The organism is Nocardia cyriacigeorgica (assembly GCF_010868145.1).
Taxonomy (GTDB): Bacteria; Actinomycetota; Actinomycetes; order Mycobacteriales; family Mycobacteriaceae; genus Nocardia; species Nocardia cyriacigeorgica_D.
In genome coordinates this window covers 32,707-52,404 of record NZ_JAAGUY010000001.1, presented here as the reverse complement: position 1 = coordinate 52,404, position 19,698 = coordinate 32,707, and the positions used below count along the sequence as shown (strand labels likewise).

16 protein-coding genes are annotated in these 19,698 nt (G+C 66.8%); 6 read left to right on the top strand and 10 right to left on the bottom strand.

Annotated features, from left to right (window positions below; translation table 11 throughout):
* Positions 1-23 precede the first annotated feature (23 nt).
* Complete coding sequence (locus GV792_RS00270) at positions 24-674, bottom strand: TetR/AcrR family transcriptional regulator (RefSeq protein WP_163821558.1); 651 nt, start codon at positions 672-674, stop codon at positions 24-26.
* A gap of 103 nt (positions 675-777) precedes the next feature.
* Here GV792_RS00270 and GV792_RS00265 point away from each other — a divergent pair, with 103 nt between their 5' ends.
* Positions 778-3,738 (top strand): crotonase/enoyl-CoA hydratase family protein, encoded by a 2,961-nt coding sequence (locus tag GV792_RS00265; RefSeq protein WP_309138613.1) that lies wholly within the window; start codon positions 778-780, stop codon positions 3,736-3,738.
* Between the two features lie 12 nt (positions 3,739-3,750).
* Here GV792_RS00265 and GV792_RS00260 read toward each other — a convergent pair whose 3' ends face one another.
* The 8 genes from GV792_RS00260 to GV792_RS00225 form a co-directional block, all read right to left on the bottom strand.
* Complete coding sequence (locus GV792_RS00260) at positions 3,751-5,088, bottom strand: hypothetical protein (protein WP_163821556.1); 1,338 nt, start codon at positions 5,086-5,088, stop codon at positions 3,751-3,753.
* On the bottom strand, positions 5,085-5,450 hold the full coding sequence (locus GV792_RS00255; RefSeq protein ID WP_256668270.1) for a hypothetical protein: 366 nt from the start codon (positions 5,448-5,450) through the stop codon (positions 5,085-5,087). The genes GV792_RS00260 and GV792_RS00255 overlap by 4 nt, the downstream gene beginning before the upstream one ends.
* 44 nt (positions 5,451-5,494) lie before the next feature.
* On the bottom strand, positions 5,495-5,695 hold the full coding sequence (locus GV792_RS00250) for a hypothetical protein (RefSeq protein WP_163821554.1): 201 nt from the start codon (positions 5,693-5,695) through the stop codon (positions 5,495-5,497).
* Positions 5,692-7,461, bottom strand: a complete 1,770-nt coding sequence (locus tag GV792_RS00245) for a hypothetical protein (protein WP_256668278.1) — start codon at positions 7,459-7,461, stop codon at positions 5,692-5,694. Before GV792_RS00245 ends, GV792_RS00250 begins: the two co-directional genes overlap by 4 nt.
* Positions 7,462-7,882: 421 nt before the next feature.
* Positions 7,883-9,724, bottom strand: coding sequence for a glycoside hydrolase family 15 protein (locus GV792_RS00240; RefSeq protein WP_163821552.1), 1,842 nt, complete (start codon positions 9,722-9,724; stop codon positions 7,883-7,885).
* Positions 9,725-9,898: 174 nt separating this feature from the next.
* Positions 9,899-10,267, bottom strand: a complete 369-nt coding sequence (locus tag GV792_RS00235; RefSeq protein WP_163821551.1) for a hypothetical protein — start codon at positions 10,265-10,267, stop codon at positions 9,899-9,901.
* A gap of 188 nt (positions 10,268-10,455) precedes the next feature.
* Positions 10,456-12,096 (bottom strand): ABC-F family ATP-binding cassette domain-containing protein, encoded by a 1,641-nt coding sequence (locus tag GV792_RS00230; RefSeq protein WP_163821550.1) that lies wholly within the window; start codon positions 12,094-12,096, stop codon positions 10,456-10,458.
* Positions 12,097-12,267: 171 nt separating this feature from the next.
* A complete protein-coding gene (locus GV792_RS00225) occupies positions 12,268-13,800 on the bottom strand; it encodes an MFS transporter (protein WP_163821549.1) in 1,533 nt (510 codons plus the stop codon).
* Positions 13,801-13,903: 103 nt separating this feature from the next.
* On the opposite strand from GV792_RS00225, the gene GV792_RS00220 reads away from it, so the two are divergent.
* Positions 13,904-14,509 carry a TetR/AcrR family transcriptional regulator gene (locus tag GV792_RS00220; protein ID WP_163821548.1) on the top strand — a complete coding sequence of 202 codons (606 nt, stop codon included), beginning with the start codon at positions 13,904-13,906 and terminating at the stop codon, positions 14,507-14,509.
* Here GV792_RS00220 and GV792_RS00215 read toward each other — a convergent pair.
* Complete coding sequence (locus GV792_RS00215) at positions 14,499-15,101, bottom strand: TetR/AcrR family transcriptional regulator (protein ID WP_163821547.1); 603 nt, start codon at positions 15,099-15,101, stop codon at positions 14,499-14,501. The two genes, GV792_RS00220 and GV792_RS00215, sit on opposite strands and share 11 nt — an antisense overlap.
* A gap of 98 nt (positions 15,102-15,199) precedes the next feature.
* Here GV792_RS00215 and GV792_RS00210 point away from each other — a divergent pair, with 98 nt between their 5' ends.
* From GV792_RS00210 to GV792_RS00195, 4 genes are all read left to right on the top strand, one after another.
* Positions 15,200-16,123, top strand: a complete 924-nt coding sequence (locus GV792_RS00210) for a metal-dependent hydrolase (protein WP_163821546.1) — start codon at positions 15,200-15,202, stop codon at positions 16,121-16,123.
* Between the two features lie 5 nt (positions 16,124-16,128).
* Positions 16,129-17,166, top strand: coding sequence for a PDR/VanB family oxidoreductase (locus tag GV792_RS00205; RefSeq protein ID WP_163821544.1), 1,038 nt, complete (start codon positions 16,129-16,131; stop codon positions 17,164-17,166).
* Between the two features lie 84 nt (positions 17,167-17,250).
* Entirely contained in the window at positions 17,251-18,714 is a 1,464-nt protein-coding gene (locus GV792_RS00200) for a flavin-containing monooxygenase (RefSeq protein WP_163822158.1), read from the top strand.
* A complete protein-coding gene (locus GV792_RS00195; protein WP_163821542.1) occupies positions 18,714-19,583 on the top strand; it encodes an SDR family oxidoreductase in 870 nt (289 codons plus the stop codon). The genes GV792_RS00200 and GV792_RS00195 overlap by 1 nt, the downstream gene beginning before the upstream one ends.
* Positions 19,584-19,698 lie beyond the last annotated feature (115 nt).

Below are 19,698 nucleotides of genomic sequence, written 5' to 3'. Positions count from 1 at the left end.
GGTGCGAGTTGGGTGCAGTCGATTCAGTCGATGGTTCCGGTGAGTATCGGAGCAACCGCAGCGCGGGCGAGGCGTTCCACCGCTACCGGGTCGGCGATGTCGACGGCCAGGCTCGGGGCGGCAAGGTAGCCGATCATCAGGTGGATGAGGGCGTCCGCCTGTGCGTCCGGATCGCGAACAGGGATCTTCCCGTCGGCTTGCGCCCTGGCGATATTCGCGCGAACTGCCTTGAAGCCCAGCACGATCGGGGACGGATCGCCGTGGCTGAGCGCCTGGAGGAGTTCGGCGCGGCGCACCGGATCGGAATCACGGAACAGGATGTGGTCGCCGAGGCGCAAACCTGTGATGAAGCCGAGGACCACCTGTTCGGTGGGGTCGGTGACGACGGTGAAGCGTTGGGCGAGATCGTCGAGGATGCGGCCCATATCGCGGGCGAGCGCACGCTCGAAAAGCTGGTCTTTGCTGGTGTAGCGGCGGAACAGGGTGGTGCGGCCGACGCCGGATTCGGCGGCGATGTCATCCATGGTGGCTTCGCGGGTGCCGCGACGGGCCAGCACACGCAATGCGGCGTCCAGAACCTTGGCGTCGGTGTCGTCACCTCCGGGCACCGCGCCGACCACCCGGGTCATCGCGCGGCTGAGCAGGCTTGGCAGTGGCGCACCCGGTCTGGTCACAGCACCAATATTGACATGCGGAACTACTAACCGTCTAATAGTTCCACTGAACTATTGACCGTTAGGTAGTTCCATGAATCGGCGAGACAAGGTGGTGTCCGGCGTGAGTCGAGGTCCCCGCGCGCTGAAGCAAGCGCGCACACAGGCGCGGGCAGTGCGGCAGCTGGCCGATGCCGTCGCCGGAAATCCGCGCATCCTGTGGGATATCGCCGCCGGGGTCCTCGGCCGGTCGGACGCTCCGACAGCGGATGTGGCCGGCTCCACCGCGCACACGGCGCCCGCTGGTCTGGCGGAATTCGACAAACGCGCCCACGCCGCACAGCACCTCGCATTTCCTGCGGACACCGCTGCGGCCTTCCTGACCGACCCCGGCCGATTCGCCGACTGGCTGAGCATGCACGCCGCCTTCCGCGGCGAGGCACCGAACGGCGCATACGCGGGGATGGAGTTCGTCCAACAGGTCAAGTTCATGGGTATCCCTGCCGATATCGCGTGGACGATCGTCTCGGCGGAGGACACCGCGATCGAGCTGCGCGGTCGCGGGCCGATGGGGCTGACGCTCGGGTTCTGGCTGACGGTGTATCCCGAGGGCGAGGGTTCACTCGCATGCTTCGATGCAGGACTGTCCGGGCAACCTGTCGAAGGCCCGCTGGGCGCATCGCTCGTGCGCACGTTGACCGAATCCCTCCGGGGTTCACTGGCTCGCGTGTCGGCGCAGTTGGCCGCTGCCGGCCCCCTGACCGTGCGGACCGTCGCACGGAAACCGGTACTGCACAAGGCTTCCGGTCGGACTCTTGCTCCGAACACTCCGGTGCTCGTCGGTGCAGGACAGTTCGTCTCCCACACTCCCGATACGGTCGCCGACCCGGCCGCGCTTGCGGCGCGCGCACTTCGGCGAGCAGCTGCGGATGCAGGGGCAGACGAAAAACTGCTCGCCTCCACCAATGCCGTCTTCGCGGTGGCCAGCGCATCATGGCAGTACCGCGACCTGGGCGCGCTGATCGCGACAACAGTCGGCGCCGAGACCGTGGATACCGTCCAGTCATCGATGTACGGCGGCGACGGCGGCCAACTGCTGATCAATGAAGCGGCACAGGCCATATCCGACGGAATCTACGAGATGGTGCTGGTCACGGGCGCGGAAGCGGGTGCAACCCTCGCGGCCGCGCAACGCTCGGGCGCCGATGTCGCCTGGCCCGAGCAGGGACCCGAGGTCGAGCCGACGCGTACGGCAGGCATCGACCGCGAAGCCAATAATGCCGCCGAGACCGCTGTCGGACTGGGTGCGCCGATCTACATGTACTCGCTCATGGAATCGGCCAACCGGCACCGTCTCGGGCGTGAGCCGAAGGAGCATCTGCGTGCGGTCGGCGAGCTGTGGTCGCGGATGTCGACCATCGGCACCCACAATGAGAATGCCTGGCTGCCTCAGGAATTCACCCCGATCGAGCTGACCACCCCGACCCCCGGCAACCGCATGGTCTCGGCTCCCTACACCAAACTGCTGTGCGCCAACCTGCAAGTCGATATGGCCGCCGGCCTGATCCTGTGCAGCGCCGCCGCGGCCGAAGCCGCGGGAATCCCACAGGACAAGTGGGTCTTCGTGCATGCGGGAGCGTCCGCGCACGACGAATGGTTCGTCTCCGAACGCGCCGAGCTGGCCGCCTCTCCTGCAATCCGAACCATCGGCGCGGCAGCGCTCGAGCATGCAGGCATCGGCATCGATCAGGTCGGCCCGGTCGATCTGTACTCCTGTTTCCCGGTGGCGGTGCAGATCGCGGCTCGGGAACTGGGTCTGCCGGTCGATGATCCGAACCGGCCCCTGTCGGTCACCGGTGGACTGACCTTCGGCGGCGGGCCCGGCAACAACTACGGCACACACGCCGTCGCCACGATGGTCGCGCGGTTGCGCGCGAATCCTGACACGTTCGGGTTGAGCACATCGCTCGGCTGGTATGTCACCAAGCACGCGATCGGCATCTACTCGGCCACACCACCGCACCGTGCGTATACGCATCTGCGCCCGATCGTCGACAATCCGCCCGCACGTCCGGTCCGGCAGAGCTACACCGGGCCTGCTGTAGTCGAGGCGTACACGCTGCCCTACGACCGGGACGGCAGGCCCGAGGCCGCCATACTGAGTCTGATCGCGCCCGACGGAGCAAGAGTGCTGGTGCGCACCAAGGCGCCGGAGATGCTCAGCATGCTCGAGGACGCCGATGCACTCGGGCTACCGGTCACCGTGCACGGCCATGAGGTCACCGTCGAAGGCAAACGACCGGTGGCGGTGCCCGCACCTCCCCCGCCGCCGGTGCTGGTGGAGCGCCGCGGCCCCGTCATGATCATCACGATGAACCGGCCCGAGGTTCGCAATGCGGTCAACCACGCCATGGCCGTCGGGCTCGAGCGCGCGTGCGACGCCTTCGAAGCCGATCCTCGCCTCCGAGTCGCGATCCTGACCGGCGCACACGGCTACTTCAGCTCGGGCATGGATCTCACAGCCATGGCGACTGGAGAAGCACCATTGACCGAAGTCCGTGGCGCGCTCGGGCTTACCGGAAAGCCGCCACGTAAACCGCTCATCGCCGCCGTCGAGGGTCCGGCCCTGGCGGGCGGTTGCGAGCTCGCGTTGGCGGCGGACCTGATCGTGGCAGCGAGCGATTCACAGTTCGGCATTCCCGAGCCCAAGCGCGGCCTGATCGCGGCCGCAGGCGGCGTGATGCGGCTGCGGGAGCGGTTGCCCCGCAATATCGCCATGGAACTCGCGCTCACCGGCGATCCCATGCAGGCCTCCCGGCTGGCCGAACTCGGGCTCATCAACAAGCTCGCCGATCCCGGTCACGCGCTAGAGGCTGCACTCGACCTGGCCGAGCGGATCGCCGTGAATGCCCCGCTGAGCCTGGTCGGCAGCAAACGAATCGTCGAGGAAGCGGCCGACTGGAGCACCGGCGACGCGTTCGACAAGCAATACGACATCGCGTCCACCGCGCTGTTCTCCGACGATGCCGCCGAGGGCGTGCGAGCCTTCACCGAGAAGCGCGATCCGATGTGGAAGGGCCGATGACGTCGGCTGCGTTCAGGCCTCGAACAGTAAGTAGAGCCCGGTAAAGGTGAAGCCGACCATGGTCACCATGAGCGCCAGCTGCCCCGTCAGCCGGTGCCGTGGCGGCAGCAGCCGCAGGCAGCGATCGTGGGCGGCGGCGACACCGAGGATGTGGCCGGCCAGGACGGCGATGACCTTGATGGTGGCCAGCACGGACGGATGGTTCGACAGGATGTACTGCACGTCGAGATCCGCCAGGCCCGCAATGTTCCAGCCACGCTGGAACGGGTCGGCGCACAGGATCAACGTGGCCTGGCCCTTCTCCACCAAGAACGTCAGGTAGTGAGCGACAATGTAGCCGGCCACGATCGGAGTGAGGCTGTGCGCGAGCCGAATCGGTAGCGACGCCCGCTGCTCCCGGGTGAGGCCACCGGTCGCACGAGTTGCCAGTATGAAAATGCCGCCGACCACGGCGATGAATCCCAGCAAGCCCGCGGTTCGCAGCAGAGTGGTGATAAGGGTGGAGTCGCCGCCCACTTCGATGAGAAGGTTTCGCCAGCTGGTGAACATCGAAAAGCTGTCGAACGCAGTCGATCCCAGCAGGGTCGCCGCCACCGCCACCGACCCCAGCAGCGCCGGGGTGCCCGCGAGATTGTTCAGCGGCCACCGCAGCACTATCGTCCGGTCTCGCCCGCGAGCCAGCGGGCTCAACCGGGCCAGCAGGCTGCTGTACACCTCGAGCGGGTCGCCGCGTTCGGCCCATGCGGTGCCGAACGCGACCAGTCCCGCCGTGTTGACCAGCAGGTAGCCGGTGAACCAGACCGTCACCGCGAGGACCGAACCCGGTTCGGGGAAGGCCAGTTCCAACCAGACGAAGCTGAACAAACCCACCGCCGCAGGCCGATTCCCCCACGATCCCGGATAGCGAAACAACCCCTCTTCCGGCGTGCGACCGGTGATCCGGCGCAGGAGGCGATGCACCGTCCGCGGTGGTGACACGACCTTCCACACCGGACCCACGACCAGTGATGCCACAGGGACTCCGACCCAGACGAAGATATAGACGAGGCCGGGCACCGGATTGTCCGCCGGATCCTGAGAACCCGCGAAGCCCACCACGATAACGCCGATCGCACCGATCAGCCCGACGGCGCCGAGCAGTGCGCGCGTCAGCCGTGAGTCGATCACGATTCGCGCCGGACCGGGCAGCGCGACGCCGGGCGAGTCGGGATTCAGCCGTGGTTCCCGCCACGCGAATGCCAGTACCGCGAACGAGAACGTCAGCGCCCACGCCGCTCCGATCAGCGCATAGGACAACGGGATCGGCAGATCGGTCGCACCGGAGATCCCGTGCGCGAGCACCTCGGTCACGGGCGAACGTCCACCATCGCCACCGTGCGATGGGATCCGTGCAATTCGATCTCGACGCGTCCGGGGACCTCGACGGTGAAGCGGAACCGCTGTCCGGCTTCCGGACGAACCGGGAAGGTGTACTCCGGGGTGGCGTGCACGTGGAGTTCCTCCTCGACGTCACTGTCGACGACCAATTCGATCGGTTGTCCCACCGTCGCATCGAGCCTGGCATTCACCGGGGTCACCGAGCTGCCCGCGATACGCACCTCGATGACCACGGCGTCCGCCGCTGCCGAACCGGTTGCCGAGGCCTGCGCGGCCGTCGTCTGTGCCGGCGTGGCCGGTGCGGCCTCCTCGGAGGTGGAGCAACCGAGTGTCATGGCGCCGATCCCTAGTACCAACGCACAGTACCGCCACCCGCGGGTCATCGAGGCTCCTCATCGTTCTTCGAATGTTGCTGTGTCCGAGCGGCTTCCGGGTCACCCTCGCGCTTCTCGGCGCGGCGGTCCCGCACCGCGATGAACACGATGATCCCGACCACGATGAAGGCCGGCAGAAAGGCGGGCACCGCCAGCAGGACGGAGTGATCGGCGAGCACATCCACCCGGTCGACGGCGGCGATCATCCTCCGCTCACCGAACTCGTCTGCGGAGTGGCCGCCAGGTACCGGTCGTTGATCCGAGCCGCGCCCCAGGACAGTGCGCCGATGAGTATCAGGCTGCAGACCAGCACGAGCAACGACGCGGCACCGAACAGCCAGGCCGGATGGTCGAACGACCGCTCGCGCTGCAATACGGTGATCTCGGCGACGAATTCGCGAGTGAACTCCGGCGGCGCCGCCACCTCGGCGGCCCCGATGCCGGGATCGGCCGGCATGAAGATCGGCAGCGCGGCCTGCGTCCGTCCGTCCTGAACCCGCAGCACCGTCTTCCAACTGCCGTGCGCCGGAACGGGTTCGGTGGATACATAGCGTCCTTCGCCGACGCGCCGCAGCTGGTCGACGACGAGGCCGCGCCCCGGACTCTCGGAACCCACGCCACCCTGCCAGGACAGGATCTGCACCCACTCCGGGTCTTCGCCGACCAGGTCGGTCGGGGTGAACCGCACGTCCGCGGTGACCATGCGCCCACCGCCGACCGACTCGGCCTCGGCCAAGGTTACGGTCGCGGTCGCCTCATCGGGCACCCGGATGATCAGGCCGTTGGCGGTCGTCGCGGCAATGATCACCACCGCGGCGACGATCAGCGCGTGACGCACCGGCGGGCGCGGCAGCGGCTCACCACGCAGTACGAGCCCGAACAGTGCGCCGACTACACCACCGGCCACGCCCGTCGGGATGGTCATCGCGAGTAGTTCCGGCCACATCGCTGTGGGCCACGGATCGACGAACATCGCAGAGACCCAGCGCGATTCCAGCCAGATGCCGATGGTGGCCACCGCGACACCTGCCAGCGCTCCCCACCAGATCGGCCGCTTGACGAGCGGCAACAAGGCCATCAGTTCGACCACGACCGCGGCACCGAGATAGAGCGGAAACACGTTGCGCGGCGCGTCGATGATCGGGCCGCCGACGAGGAAGGCGACCACCCCGCGCACGACGGCCGCGAAGGCCACCACCACCAAGGTGCTGAACGCGCCGAGTGCCGCCCTGGCCGCGATGAGGGTGATGGTCGCGGCCGCGACGATCAACATCGGTTGCAGAACCAGCCGGAATTGTTCGACGCCGAAATCGAATTCGACCTGAAAGACCGACAGGCCGATGATCAAGCCGCCGAAGGCGAACGTGCGCATCAGCCAGATCAGCCAACCGTCGGGGCGGTCGGGATCGGGCCGGTTGCGTCCGCCCTCGAACTCCAACAGCAGCACACCGACCAGCGACAGCCCCGCACCGCCGATCAGCATCAGGTGCGTGGGCCCCCACAGGGTGACGTCCTGCCCGAACAGACGGTGCCAGATGTCGTCGAGGGGAAACCCGATGAGCGCATACAGGCCTGCGCCCGCGATGAGGATGCCGCCGACCGGGGCGTACCAGGTGCGGGTGATCCGGACCGCAGCCGCACCGGGCTTGCCGTCCAGTGGCAGCACCATGGCCAGCATGCCCGCGGTGAACAGGAAGAACAGGCCCGCGAGGATGAAGTAGTGCGCGGGGTTGGCCAGCGGCCCTTCGTCACGTCCGTTGCCGACGTGCAGGCTGACGTCCCAGATGAAGCCGAGTAACGCGGTGAGGATGGTGGCCAGGAACATCACGATGGGCAGTGCCACCCAGCCTGGTCGATTGACGACGGCGCCGAGTCGATCGGCCAGCGCGCCGAGCCAGGTGATCCGTCTGGTGCGGTGCAGATAGCCCACCCACAGCAGCACCAGTGCGATGACACCCGCGGAACCGGTCATGACCGCGACCTGATCGAGCGCCGCGCCACCACCTTCGATGCCTGGTGCGGCCAGTCCCCCTGCCACTTCGTGAATCGCGCCGGACACGAAGACCTCCAACTGCAATGAGTTTACACTCGTCTCATCTGAATGTTACGGACAGTACTACATAAATGCCATAGCCGGTGCCACTCCACCACCATGCAGTTGGTCCGCAGTTTTGCCGGATGAATACCGGCATGTCCGCTACGAATCATCACCATCGATCACCACATAATCGGCACACCTCAGAGCACGATCGTTCACCGACTTGTTGTGACGCCGCTCTCACCAACCACACCTGGACACGCACCGTACCTCCCCGCCACCACCCGCGCCGGCATCTCGGGCGCGGAGGCGGACATCCGGCAGATAACGTCGCGACTCGCGACGGAGATGCGGTCTATCCGGATGGCGGACCGGGCCGGGCCTCAGCAAGGTCGAGTTGCTCGTCGAGCGCCATGGCCGCCGCCACCAGCGCCAGATGGGTGAAGGCCTGCGGAAAATTGCCGAGCTGCTCGCCCGATGGCCCGATCTCCTCGGCGAACAGCCCGACGTGATTGGCGTAGGTGAGCATCTTGCCGAAGGCATAGCGCGCCTGAGACAACCGTCCCGCCCGCGCCAGCGCCTCCACGTACAGGAAGCTGCACAGATTGAAGGTGCCCTCGGCACCGCGCAGGCCGTCCGGCGATGCCGCTGGGTCGTAGCGGTAGACCAGGCTGTCGCTGACCAACTCGTCATCCATCGCGTCGAGCGTGCTGAGCCAGGCCGGATCCCGTGGCGACAGGAATCCCAGACGCGGCATGAGCAGCAGCGACGCATCCAGCACGTCGGTGGCGTAATGCTGGACGAACGCTTGACGCTTGTCACTCCAGCCGCGATCGAGAATCTGGTCGAAGACCGTATCTCGGGCCCGTGTCCACCGCGCGACATCCGCGGGCCGCGCGTAGGTGGTCGCCAGCCCGATGGCTCGGTCGAACGCGACCCAGGTCATCAGTCGGCTGTAGGTGAAATCCTGCTTGCCGCCGCGCGTTTCCCAGATTCCTTCGTCGGGGCGATCCCAGTGCTCGGTCAGCCAGTCGGTCAGCGCCGCGAAGGTACGCCACCCCCAGACGCTGCCCGTACCGACGGTCTGCGCCAGCGCGTCGGCCGCTTCGCCGTATATATCGAGCTGGATCTGGTCAGCGGCCGCATTGCCGACTCGTACCGGCGCCGACCCGCGATAGCCCTCCAGATGGTCGAGCACCTCCTCATCCAGGCGCGGATCTCCATCGATCCGGTACATGATCTGCAATGGCTCGCCCGACGCGGTGTGCCCGGCCTCGAGACGATCACGCAGCCACAGCCGGAAAGCGTGCGCCTCCTCCACGAAACCGAGATCGATCAGCGCCCGCACCGACAGCGAGGCATCCCGGACCCAGGTGTAGCGGTAGTCCCAGTTGCGTTCCCCACCGACTTGCTCGGGCAATCCCATGGTGGCGGCGGCGATCGGCGCACCGGTCGGCGCATAGGTGAGCAGTTTCAGGGTGATGGCGGACCGATTGACCATGTCACGCCAGCGGCCGCGGTACGTCGACGATCGCAGCCAGGACTGCCAGTACTCCCGGCAGCGCTCGAGTTCTCCGCCGATCTCATCACGCTGTGGTGGCGCGGGCGCGGGGCCGCCACCCGCGGCGCTGGTCAGCACGACCACGGCCGTCTCGCCCTCGGACAGGGTGAACCGCGCGGCGATGTCGCCGTTATCGTCTTCCAGCTCGATCGGGTCGGAGACCTGTAAGTGCAAGTCGGTGCCCGGACCGTGGAAGATCGCGGCCCGAGGGCCCTGCATGGTCAGCGTGTGCGGCGCACGGGCGTAGTCGAATCGGGGGCGGCAGGTCAGAGTGAACGGCATGGTTCCCCGCACCACCCGGACCACTCGAACCAGCCGGTGCCGGTCGGTGGCGACACGCTCGGGGAGGGGCTCCATGAAGTCGCCGACCTCGCCCACACCCTGGGGCGCAAGGAAACGTGTCATCAGGATGGCAGTGTCGGGCATGTACAGCTGTCGAACCCCGACATCGGCGGTCACATCAGCGGCCAGTCGACAATAACCACCCCGCTCACTGTCGAGCAGCGAAGCGAAAACACTGGGTGAATCGAATCGCGGCGTGCACCACCAGTCGATCGTGCCCGCGGAGGAGACCAGTGCTGCGGTCTGCAGATCGCCGACGATGCCATGCTCCGCGATCGGTGGGTATGCGTTCACAACCACTCCTTCGGTTGCGGGGCGACAGCCGCGTCCGGTGTCGCCCCGTTCGAACGCCGCACACACCCGCCCGAAGCTTCTCTTCAGTCTGCACCTCGGAAGCCGAAATAGGGAGATGCTATTGTGGCTTGAATCACACATGCTGTGATGGACAGCCGTTCAGTCCCGGTGCGGTCAGCGATGCCCCGGGGACGTGCCGAACACATCGAGTCCTGCCGCACGCAGCTCGTCCCGGATCTCACGAGCATTCAATTCGGCCAAATACCTGTTGTAGCGCGCCAATTCCACGTCCTCGATCGGCATCGAGGGCGAGGGCAGCGGCGGCATCTCCGAGCACTGCCTGCGCTGCGCCCCCGCTTCCCGAACCATCAGCACCTCCGGCCGTGTCGAGGCCTGCGCCAACCGCCGCGCCCGGACCACGGCGATGAGCACGAACACCGCGAACAGCGGTCCCAACAGTGTGTACCCGACATTGTTGTCGACACCGACCGTCGATTCCGCATGCGCCAGCTGCCAACCGCCGACGCCAGCGAATACCACCACCGAGACAACGAGAGCCGACACGACGGTTCTACGGCGAACAGTGGAAGTGAAGCCCATGAACCTTGTCTACTACACTCGCCGTAGACGTTGTGCAGCAGGGGCATTCGGCGACACACCAGCACCCGACCGAGGCTTCCATGGAGCGGGCGTTACCCCCTGGAAGCATTGATCGGCGAGCGGCGGCCAGTTCAGCCGGTCACGACGTCGGCGCCCAGCTCGACACGCGGCCAGTCACCGATATCGCGCTGGAGCTGACGGTCATGCGTAGCCACGACGAGCGCGGCGTCGCAGGCTCGCAAGGCATCGGTGAGATCGTCGACCAGCCCAATGGACAGATGGTTGGTCGGCTCGTCTAGCAACAGCGCATGCGGCCGGACGGCCAGCGCGCAGGCGAGATCGAGGCGTCGCTGCTGTCCCATCGACAGCTCGCCGACACGCTTGTTCACCTCGCGTGTGCTCAGCACACCGAGACTCGACAAGCCGACGACGTCGGCTTCGGCGAGCACGCCGGCACTGACCAGCTCCGCGACGTGCGCGTCATATATCTCGCGCACTCGACGGTGCGGGGCGCGCTGCGATTCCTGCCGCACCAGCTGGACGCGCGCCTTCCGCGCCCGATGTACCTGCCCGGTCGTCGGCGTCAGCGCACCCGCCAGTACCTCGAGCAGCGTGGATTTACCCGCGCCGTTGGCTCCGGTGATCACCAGTCGCTCACCGGAATCCAACGACAGGTCGATCGGGTGAGGCAAGCGGTCCGAGACCGTCACCTGTTCGGCACGCATCAGCGTGACACCGTGCACCGACGGCAGCGCAGGCATGGTGAACCGCTGCGGCGGCGTCGGCGCGGTGATCCGGTGCCGCTCCAGTTCCTCCTGACGACGATGCACCGCGCGGGCCACCGACCCGGCGCGCGTGGCGCGCTGATGCTTGCCGGTGCCCTTGTCCGGACGCCAGCCACTGACGAGCCGGTTCTGCGCCGCCGACAGATCGTCGGCCAGCCGAGCATGCTCGTGCTGCTGCTGCTTGAATTCCTGTTCCCAGCATTCGTATTCGGCCTGGCGTCCCGCGCGGTAGCCGGCGTATCCGCCCGCGTACACGCGGGGCAGGCCGTCTCGCGTCGGGTCCAAGTCGAGGACGGTGGCGGCCACGTCGGTCAGCAGTGCCCGATCATGGCTGACCACCACCACGCCGCCGGGGTAGCCGCGCAGACGCGCGGTAAGGAATTCGAGGGCGGACCGGTCGAGGTGGTTGGTCGGTTCGTCCAGCAGCAGGAAGTCATCGCCCGCGGCGAGCAGGACGGCCAGGCGAACCCGATAGCGCTGCCCCACCGAGAGGGTGTGCAGCGGTCGCGCCCGGTCGGTGACCGCGCCGAGCCCGTCCAGGGCGACGTCGACGCGGCGGTCGGCATCCCACGCGTCGAGCAGCTGCGCGAGATCCAAGGCTTCGCTGTATTCCCGCTCCGCGCCCACACTCCCCTCGGTAAGCGAGTCGGCAGCCGCATCGAGGCGGACGATCGCCGCGCGTGCGGCGGCAAGTTGTTCGTCGATGACATCACCGACGGTGCGCCGATCCTGATCGGGCATTTCCTGCGTGGCCAGCGCGAGCGTGCCGATGCGCTGGACACTGCCCTCATCGGGGGCCAGCACTCCGGCGAGCACATGCAACAGCGTGGACTTCCCGCGTCCGTTCTCACCGACGATCCCCCACCGGGAACCCGGCGACACCGTCATCTCGACGCCGGCGAGCACCGTGCGCTCACCACGCTGGACGTGAATGTTCGTACAGGTCAATTGCGCCCGCTCCCGGGCAGGCTGAATCCACAAGGTCATTTGTCTTCCTCCGGGCACACGTCACCCGCGTTCGGGGACAGCGGTGCGGTGCCGTGATCGATGAATGCGCGCCGACGGCGCGACGGGTCACCGGAGAGAGCCACAACCGATCCGCATCGGCGGACGGGGGCTCGGAAGTATCAGAGGAAGTACAAGTGCATGACGTCGAGGCTAACAGTCCGTCGTCGATCCGCCCATCGATTTTCCGGGCGCCCAGATCGCCACCGATACGGTCGCCACCAACGTCGCCCACGCGAGGGCAATGGCCGACTGCTGCGCGCCGGACATGAACGCTGATCGCGCCAGGTCGGCGAGCGGTTGCCCCACTGGTCCCGCCATATCGCTGACATGTAGCGCGCCGGCCAGCGAGTCCTCGACCGGGCCGCGGGCTTGCTCCGGAATCCGCGGCAGTGCGGGCGCGATGTGGTCCCGATAGCCCGCGGCCAGCACGCTCCCCGCGATGGCAATACCAAGGGCGGCACCTACCTCGCGGGCGGCGTCATTGACCGCGGCCGCGACACCGTGCTTTTCCACCGGTGTGCCCGCGATGATCGCCGCCGTCGCCGGCGCCGTACTCAGGCCCATGCCGATACTCATCAGCAGCAATGGCCACAACAGGTCGAGATAGTCACTACCGGTATCGAGCCGAGCCAGTGCGAACAACGACGCACTGATCAGCAGCAGCCCGATCATGATCGGCCAGCGCAGCCCGACCCGTTCGGCCAGCCGCGGTGCCACCACCGAAACCGCGACCATCGGAATCATGATCGGCGACAACGCCAGCGCCGACATGATGGGCCGGTAGCCGAGCACCAGTTGCAGGAACTGCACCACGAGCATGAAAATGCCGAAGGTCACCAGGAATTGCACCGCAACGGTCGCTGTGCCGGCGCTGAATCCCCGGTCCGCGAACAGCCGCATATCCAGCAGCGGATGCTCGATCCTGAGGTCGATCAGAACGAACGACACGGCGGCGACCAACCCGATCGCGAAGGCGGCGAGCACGAAGGGATCCAGCCAGCCGCGTGCGGGTGCCTCGATCGCCGCGACCACGACGGCGCCCACCGCCACCGCCGAGAACACTGCGCCCCACCCATCGACCCGCGGCCGCGAGCCCTCGACCGATTCCGGCACCGTGCCCGCGAGCACCGCCAGCACCAGTCCGGCCACGGTCATTCCGATGAAGATCGACCACCACGGCCACCATTCCACCAGCAGACCCGATCCCAGGATGCCGAGTACCGCGCCCGCGCCGGCCACACCCGCCCACAAGCCCACCGCGCTCCCCCGGCGACCCTCGGGGAAGCCTGCGGTCATCAGCGACAACGTCGAGGGCATCACCAGCGCCGCACCTACACCGCTGATGGCGCGGGCCGCGATCAGCCAGTGCGGGGTGTCGAGCACTACCGGAAGCGCCGAACCCAGTGCGAAGACCACGAGCCCGATGATGAGGATCGCCCGCCGCCCATATCGGTCTCCGATAGCTCCTGCCGGCAGAACCAGAATCGCCAGCGCGAGGGTGTAGCCGTCGACGATCCAGGTCAGCTGCTGCTGACTGGCGCCGGTCACCGCCGCGATCTCGGGCAGCGCGGTGTACAGCGCCGCCATGGACGCCACGACCAACGCGATCGACAGGCAGGACAGGACCAGCAGCCATCGCTGTCCAAGGGACAACCGCGGAGTCGAGCGGGCAACGGATACCATCTGGCCTCCCGAGAAACAGTACGCGCCGTAGCGCTGCACTACTATCCGTAGCACAGATGGCCTGTGTGGCGATAGACCACAGCGAAAGGGAATGCTACGAACCATGACCGGTCCCGCCGACGACATCGACTCCACCGATCCGCGCCGCGCCCGCTCGCGCGCACGGCTGCTCGATGCCGCCGCCGCACTGCTGAAGACCGACGGCCTCGAGGCGGTCACCGTCGAAGCCGTTTCGCGCATGTCGAAGGTCGCCAAAACCACGCTGTACCGGCATTTCGACGGTGCGGCCCAACTGCGCGCCGCCACGCTCGAACGCCTGCTGCCACCGGTGATCGACACGCCCGCGGCCGGGCCCCTACGTGAACGGCTGATCGTCCTGCTCGAACGCCAAGCCGGTGTGATCCGCGAGGCTCCGCTGCAATTGTCCACTCTCGCTTGGCTGGCCACGGGTGCCGAGAATGCCGACACCGGCGAGTTGTCAACGCTGCGCCACCGGCTGATCGAGCAGTACCGGGTCCCGTTCGATCGTGTCCTCGATACCGCCGATGCCCGCGCCGAACTCGGCGATTTCGACCTCACCCTGGCCATCACCCAACTGATCGGCCCGCTGATCTTCGCGCGAATGGTCGGACTCGGCCCATCATCACCGGATCAGCGCATGCGCATCGTCGACGATTTCCTCATCGCTCGCGGCGCGCTCAGCCGGTGACGATGGGCACCAGGTATCTTCGCGCGAATTCGGCCAGCTGCTCGTCGGTGTCGAGCGGAATGGTTCCCGCGGGTTGCAGCAGAAGCGAGTGCACGAACCGGCACGCGACCTCCACCCGAGTGTCCAGATCGGTTGGCTCCGGCAGCATGCCGCGCTCGATCACCTTGCGTATCGCCGCCGTACCCGCGGCGGTCGACACGATGAACGCCGGACCGCCTTCGGTGGTGAGCTGCGGCAGTACGCGATCGGGCTCGAGCGTCAGCATTCGTTGCACCAGCGGATGTTCGCGCCAGCGGGTGACGATCGTGACGAAGATGTCGGCGACGAGATCGTCGAGGGTGTCGTTGCGGTCGGCGACCTCGTCGAGTTCGGTGAGGACGGCGTTGACTTCCCGCAGGGTCACCGCGCGCACGACGTCATCGCGCGATCCGATCCGCCGGTACACCGTGACGCGATCGACGCCCGCTTTGCGGGCGATGTCCTCGATCGTCGTCTTCTTGAAGCCGAGCTGAGCGAACTGCACCAGCGCGGCATCGAGGATCCGCGATTCGATCGAATCGGTGGCGTCTGTGCTGGCTGCCGCGGTGGTCACAGCCCAACGGTAGCAACCCCGGCGCGTTGTGCAACATTTGCAGAGATTTTGTTGCCGCAACATTGCAAAGCTTTTTGTTGCGCTGTACCGTCGAGCGCATGGCGGAGATCGACGCAACGAAGCGTCCGTACCAGGAAGAAGCGCACGCGATTCACGCCCGCGACGTGCACTTCGACTTCGATTCGGTGCCCATGCACTACATCCCCGGCGAAGTGCTCGCCACTCACATCGTCAATGTCATGCATCTGGTACTACCCGAGGGCGAGCGTGCGATGGCCATGGCGTTGGCCGAGGCGCTGCCACACATCGACGACCAGCGGCTACGCGAAGAAGTGCAGGGTTTCGTCGGACAGGAGACGATGCACGCGGGCAGCCACGAAGGCGCTCGCACACACTTGCAATCGCTCGGACTGGACGCGCAGGGATACGTCGAAGCGGTGGCGTGGCTGGTCGATCGAATACTCGGCGATCACGGGCTCACCGGGCGCGCGAAACGAACCTGGCTGCAGGAGCGTCTCGGACTCTTCGCCGGAATGGAGCATTTCACCGCGGTGATCGGTGAGTGGCTGCTGGAGGCGGAGGTGCTCGAGCAGAAGGGGATGCACCCGACGATGCTCGATCTGGTCCGCTGGCACGGCGCCGAGGAGGTCGAGCACCGCAGCGTCGTATTCGACGCCTACATGCATCTGGACGGCAGCTACGCCCGGCGGGCGCGGACAGCGCTACTGGCCACCGCGACGCTGCTGCCGCTGTTCATCGTGTCGACCGCGTACCTGTACCGGAAGGATCCGTCCAAGAACAAGGGCCGGTTCTGGCCACTGCAGTTCGTCAGCGCGACCGCGCGGGGCGTCATTCCGAGTTGGACGGTGTTCTTCACCGAGATGCCGCGGTACCTGCGGCCGAGTTTCCACCCCTCGCAACTGGGTTCGATGGACAACGCCTTGCGGTATCTGGCCCATTCGCCCGCGGCGCGAGCGGCGAGTGCGTCCGCATCGGGTGCCGATCATCTCGGGGCTTGGTGATGGTGATGCACCGCCCCGCTCCGCCGGCGAGCCTGCGCGCCTTGGCCGCTGCGGTCGATCTGTACAAACATGTCTTCGTCGCCGGTCCCGCAGCACCGCTGTTGTCGCGGCCGAAGCCGTTGCGGCGATACGGCTTCGACATGACGCTCGTCGTGGACGCCATGACCACCGAGGCCGAGGACGTCCGGGGGCTCACTCTGCGCGCTGCCGACGGTGGCAGGCTGCCGTCCTGGACACCGGGTTCGCACCTGGACGTCTTCCTGCCGTCGGGCAGGCAACGTCAGTACTCGCTCTGTGGCGACCCGGCAGATCCGTTCAACTACCGGATCGCGGTGCGCCGCCTCGCCGACGGCAACGGCGGTTCGGTCGAAGTCCACGACGTGCTGCACGCCGGCGACCCGATCCACGTACGCGGCCCACGCAACGCGTTCACCTTCGTCGATGCTCCGTCCTATCTGTTCATCGCCGCCGGAATCGGGATCACCCCGATCCTGCCGATGGCGAAGGCCGCCGGAACGCGCGGGAGGCTGATCTATTTGGGCCGGTCGCGCGCGTCGATGCCGTTCCTCGACGAAGTCCCCGGCCATGCCGACATCCGCCCTGACGACGAAGCCGGCACACCGCGTATCGCAGAACTGCTCGCACAGGCCGCCCCGGGCGCCGCCGTCTACGTCTGCGGACCGCCACCGGTTCTGGCCTCGGCCCACCGTGACTTCTTCGGCCTGAACCCGACCGGTTCGCTACACACCGAACGCTTTTCCGCACTGCCGGTCGCCGATGGCAAGGCATTCGAACTCACCCTGGCCCGCACCGGCACCACCGTGCGGGTGGGCGCCGAGGAAACCGCGCTGGCCGCCATCCGCCGAGCCGTGCCCGATGTCGTCTATTCCTGCCAGCAGGGTTTCTGCGGTACTTGCCGGGTCGGTGTGCTCGACGGGCAGGTCGACCACCGTGACCGGGCACTGACCCCCGCCGAACGCGGCGACCAGATGCTCACCTGTGTGTCCCGTGCGGCCGGCGACACCCTGCTGATCGATCTCTGACCCGCAACACGGCCCGCCATGACCACACCGCGCACGCTCGTCGGCCCCGACGAGCCCCCGCGACCCGACGAGGAGTCGACCACCATGCCCGCACGCACCGAGCACACCCACATCGCGATCGTCGGCGCCGGATTCGGCGGTATCGGATTCGCGATCAAATTGCGCGAGGCCGGTTTCGACGACCTCGTCGTCCTGGAACGCGCGGGCGATCTCGGCGGCACCTGGCAGGCCAACACCTACCCCGGTTGTGCCTGCGATGTGCCCTCCCATCTGTACAGCTATTCATTCGCACCGAACCCGGATTGGTCACGCACCTACGGCAAGCAACCGGAAATCCTCGAGTACCTGCGGACGGTGGCGACGACATATGATGTGGTGCGCCATATCCGGTTCGACACCGAGCTGCTCGGCGCACAGTGGGACGAGCGGCTGTCGCGCTGGCGGATCGACACCTCACGCGGAATGCTCACCGCCGACTTCCTGATCTCGGCGGCGGGGGTGTTCTCGGAAGCGAAGTATCCGTCGCTGCCCGGGCTGGAAACGTTCGCAGGCACCAGCTTCCATTCCTTGCACTGGGATCATGGCCACGATCTGACCGGTGAGCGCGTCGCCGTGATCGGCACCGGTGCGTCGGCAGTGCAGTTCGTGCCCGAGATCCAGCCGAAGGTGGGCAGGCTCACCGTTTTCCAGCGTTCGGCTCCGTGGATCGTGCCGCGGATGGATCGGCGCACCATGACGCTCGAACGCGTGTTGCTCGACCGCGTCCCACTGACGCAGAAGGCCGTCCGCGGCACCTGGTACACCCTGATCGAGAGCTTCGGCTTGGTGGGCTTCGTGGACAACCGGTTCCGCCATCCGTACGAGCTGCTCGGCCGTATCCAGCTGCGCCGCCAGATCCGCGACCGGACGTTGCGGCAGAAGGTGACGCCGGACTACATGATCGGCTGCAAACGCGCCATTTTCTCCGACGCCTATCTCCCGGCTCTCGATCAGCCGAATGTCGATGTGGTCACCGATCCGATCGCCGAGGTCAGGCCGCATTCGATCGTCACATGGGCCGGCGAGGAGATTCCGGTCGACACCATCATCTACGGCACCGGATTCGATCCCCTACCTTCGGTTTTCGACCGATTCGTCGGCCGGAAGGGCCGATCCATCGCCGATCTGCATCAGCAGCGCCCACAGTCGTACCTCGGTACGACGATCGCGGAGTTCCCGAACTTCTTCGCGACCCTCGCCCCCTTCGGAGCGGCAGGCAATCAGTCGGCGATCTACATGATCGAATCGCAGATCACCTACATCGTCGACGCACTGAAGACGATGCGGGACAACGGCGCCCGGCGCATCGAGGTGCGCAAACACGTCCAGGACGCGTTCCTGCGCGAGATGGCCGAGCGTAGCGCCTCGACCGTGTGGCTGACCGGTGGTTGCACCAGCTACTACACCACCCCTGACGGCCGGAACTCGGGCTTGTACCCCAACTGGAGTTTCGAATATCGCCGTCGAACCAGCAGGTTCGACGCCACGTCCTACGAGGTGACGGTCTGATGGATCTCACGACGCTCAACCCGTTCCGCAGAACCGGCAGTCTCGCTATCGCCGGAAGAACCGCGCTGATCACCGGAGCAGGCCAAGGGATCGGGCTCGAACTGGCCGAGATCCTGTACCGTCGCGGCGCTTCGCTGGTGCTGGTGGACATCGATGAGGCGGCAGCAGAATCGGCGGCTCGTGCGCTCGGTCCGCGGGCGTTCGCTATCGGCGCCGATGTGGCCGACCGGGCGCAGATGGCGAAGGCGGTGACCCGTGCCGTCGACCACTTCGGCAGTCTCGACATCGTCGTCGCCAACGCCGGTGTGACGCCGGCCCCCGCAACCGTGCGCACCATGGATCCGCGCGAATTCGATCGCGTCATGGGCATCAATCTGACCGGCGTGTTCAACACTGTCCATCCCGCGCTCGATGAGGTCATCGCGGCGAAAGGCCATGTGGTCGTGGTGTCGTCGTGTGCGGCGTTCGCGCCGGGCATGGGTGGGTCACCGTACATGATGAGCAAGGCAGCCGTCGAGCAGTTCGGCCGGGCTCTGCGCGTCGAACTCGCCGCCGTCGGAGCCAGCGCGGGCATCGCCTACTTCGGTGTGGTCGAGACCGCGATGACTCACGACATGCTCGACAAAGACGAACTCGGCACCGAACTGGACGCCATGCTGCCGTGGCCGCTGAACGTCCGGATCACCGCCGAACAGGCCGCCCGCACTATCGCCGACGGGATCTCCCGCCGCGCAGCCCGCACGATCGCGCCCATCGGCTGGGAGCCCTACGCGCTGCTGCGTGGAGCGGTGAACGTCGTGCTGGACAGTCGGCTGGCCGCCGATCAGAAGGTGCACGAACTGATCCGGAGGTTGGAACAGCGTCGATGAGTTCGTGATTGCCTCCCACCGAGCTTTCGACGTACCTAGCGCCCCCGGTCCAGACGCTGGTCGGGGGCCGACGGAGTCACGTCACGATGATGCGTGTGCGGCCTAAGAGGCCACG

What these genes read in the sequence shown, in the direction of transcription:
- GV792_RS00255 (WP_256668270.1), bottom strand. Translation starts at nt 5,450, where the DNA reads ATGACACTCGGTTGCTCCACCTCCGAGGAGGCCGCACCGGCCACGCCG.
- GV792_RS00210 (WP_163821546.1), top strand. Translation starts at nt 15,200, where the DNA reads ATGGCGGAGATCGACGCAACGAAGCGTCCGTACCAGGAAGAAGCGCAC.
- GV792_RS00225 (WP_163821549.1), bottom strand. Translation starts at nt 13,800, where the DNA reads ATGGTATCCGTTGCCCGCTCGACTCCGCGGTTGTCCCTTGGACAGCGA.
- GV792_RS00205 (WP_163821544.1), top strand. Translation starts at nt 16,129, where the DNA reads ATGCACCGCCCCGCTCCGCCGGCGAGCCTGCGCGCCTTGGCCGCTGCG.
- GV792_RS00245 (WP_256668278.1), bottom strand. Translation starts at nt 7,461, where the DNA reads ATGACCGGTTCCGCGGGTGTCATCGCACTGGTGCTGCTGTGGGTGGGC.
- GV792_RS00230 (WP_163821550.1), bottom strand. Translation starts at nt 12,096, where the DNA reads ATGACCTTGTGGATTCAGCCTGCCCGGGAGCGGGCGCAATTGACCTGT.
- GV792_RS00195 (WP_163821542.1), top strand. Translation starts at nt 18,714, where the DNA reads ATGGATCTCACGACGCTCAACCCGTTCCGCAGAACCGGCAGTCTCGCT.
- GV792_RS00250 (WP_163821554.1), bottom strand. Translation starts at nt 5,695, where the DNA reads ATGATCGCCGCCGTCGACCGGGTGGATGTGCTCGCCGATCACTCCGTC.
- GV792_RS00200 (WP_163822158.1), top strand. Translation starts at nt 17,251, where the DNA reads ATGCCCGCACGCACCGAGCACACCCACATCGCGATCGTCGGCGCCGGA.
- GV792_RS00220 (WP_163821548.1), top strand. Translation starts at nt 13,904, where the DNA reads ATGACCGGTCCCGCCGACGACATCGACTCCACCGATCCGCGCCGCGCC.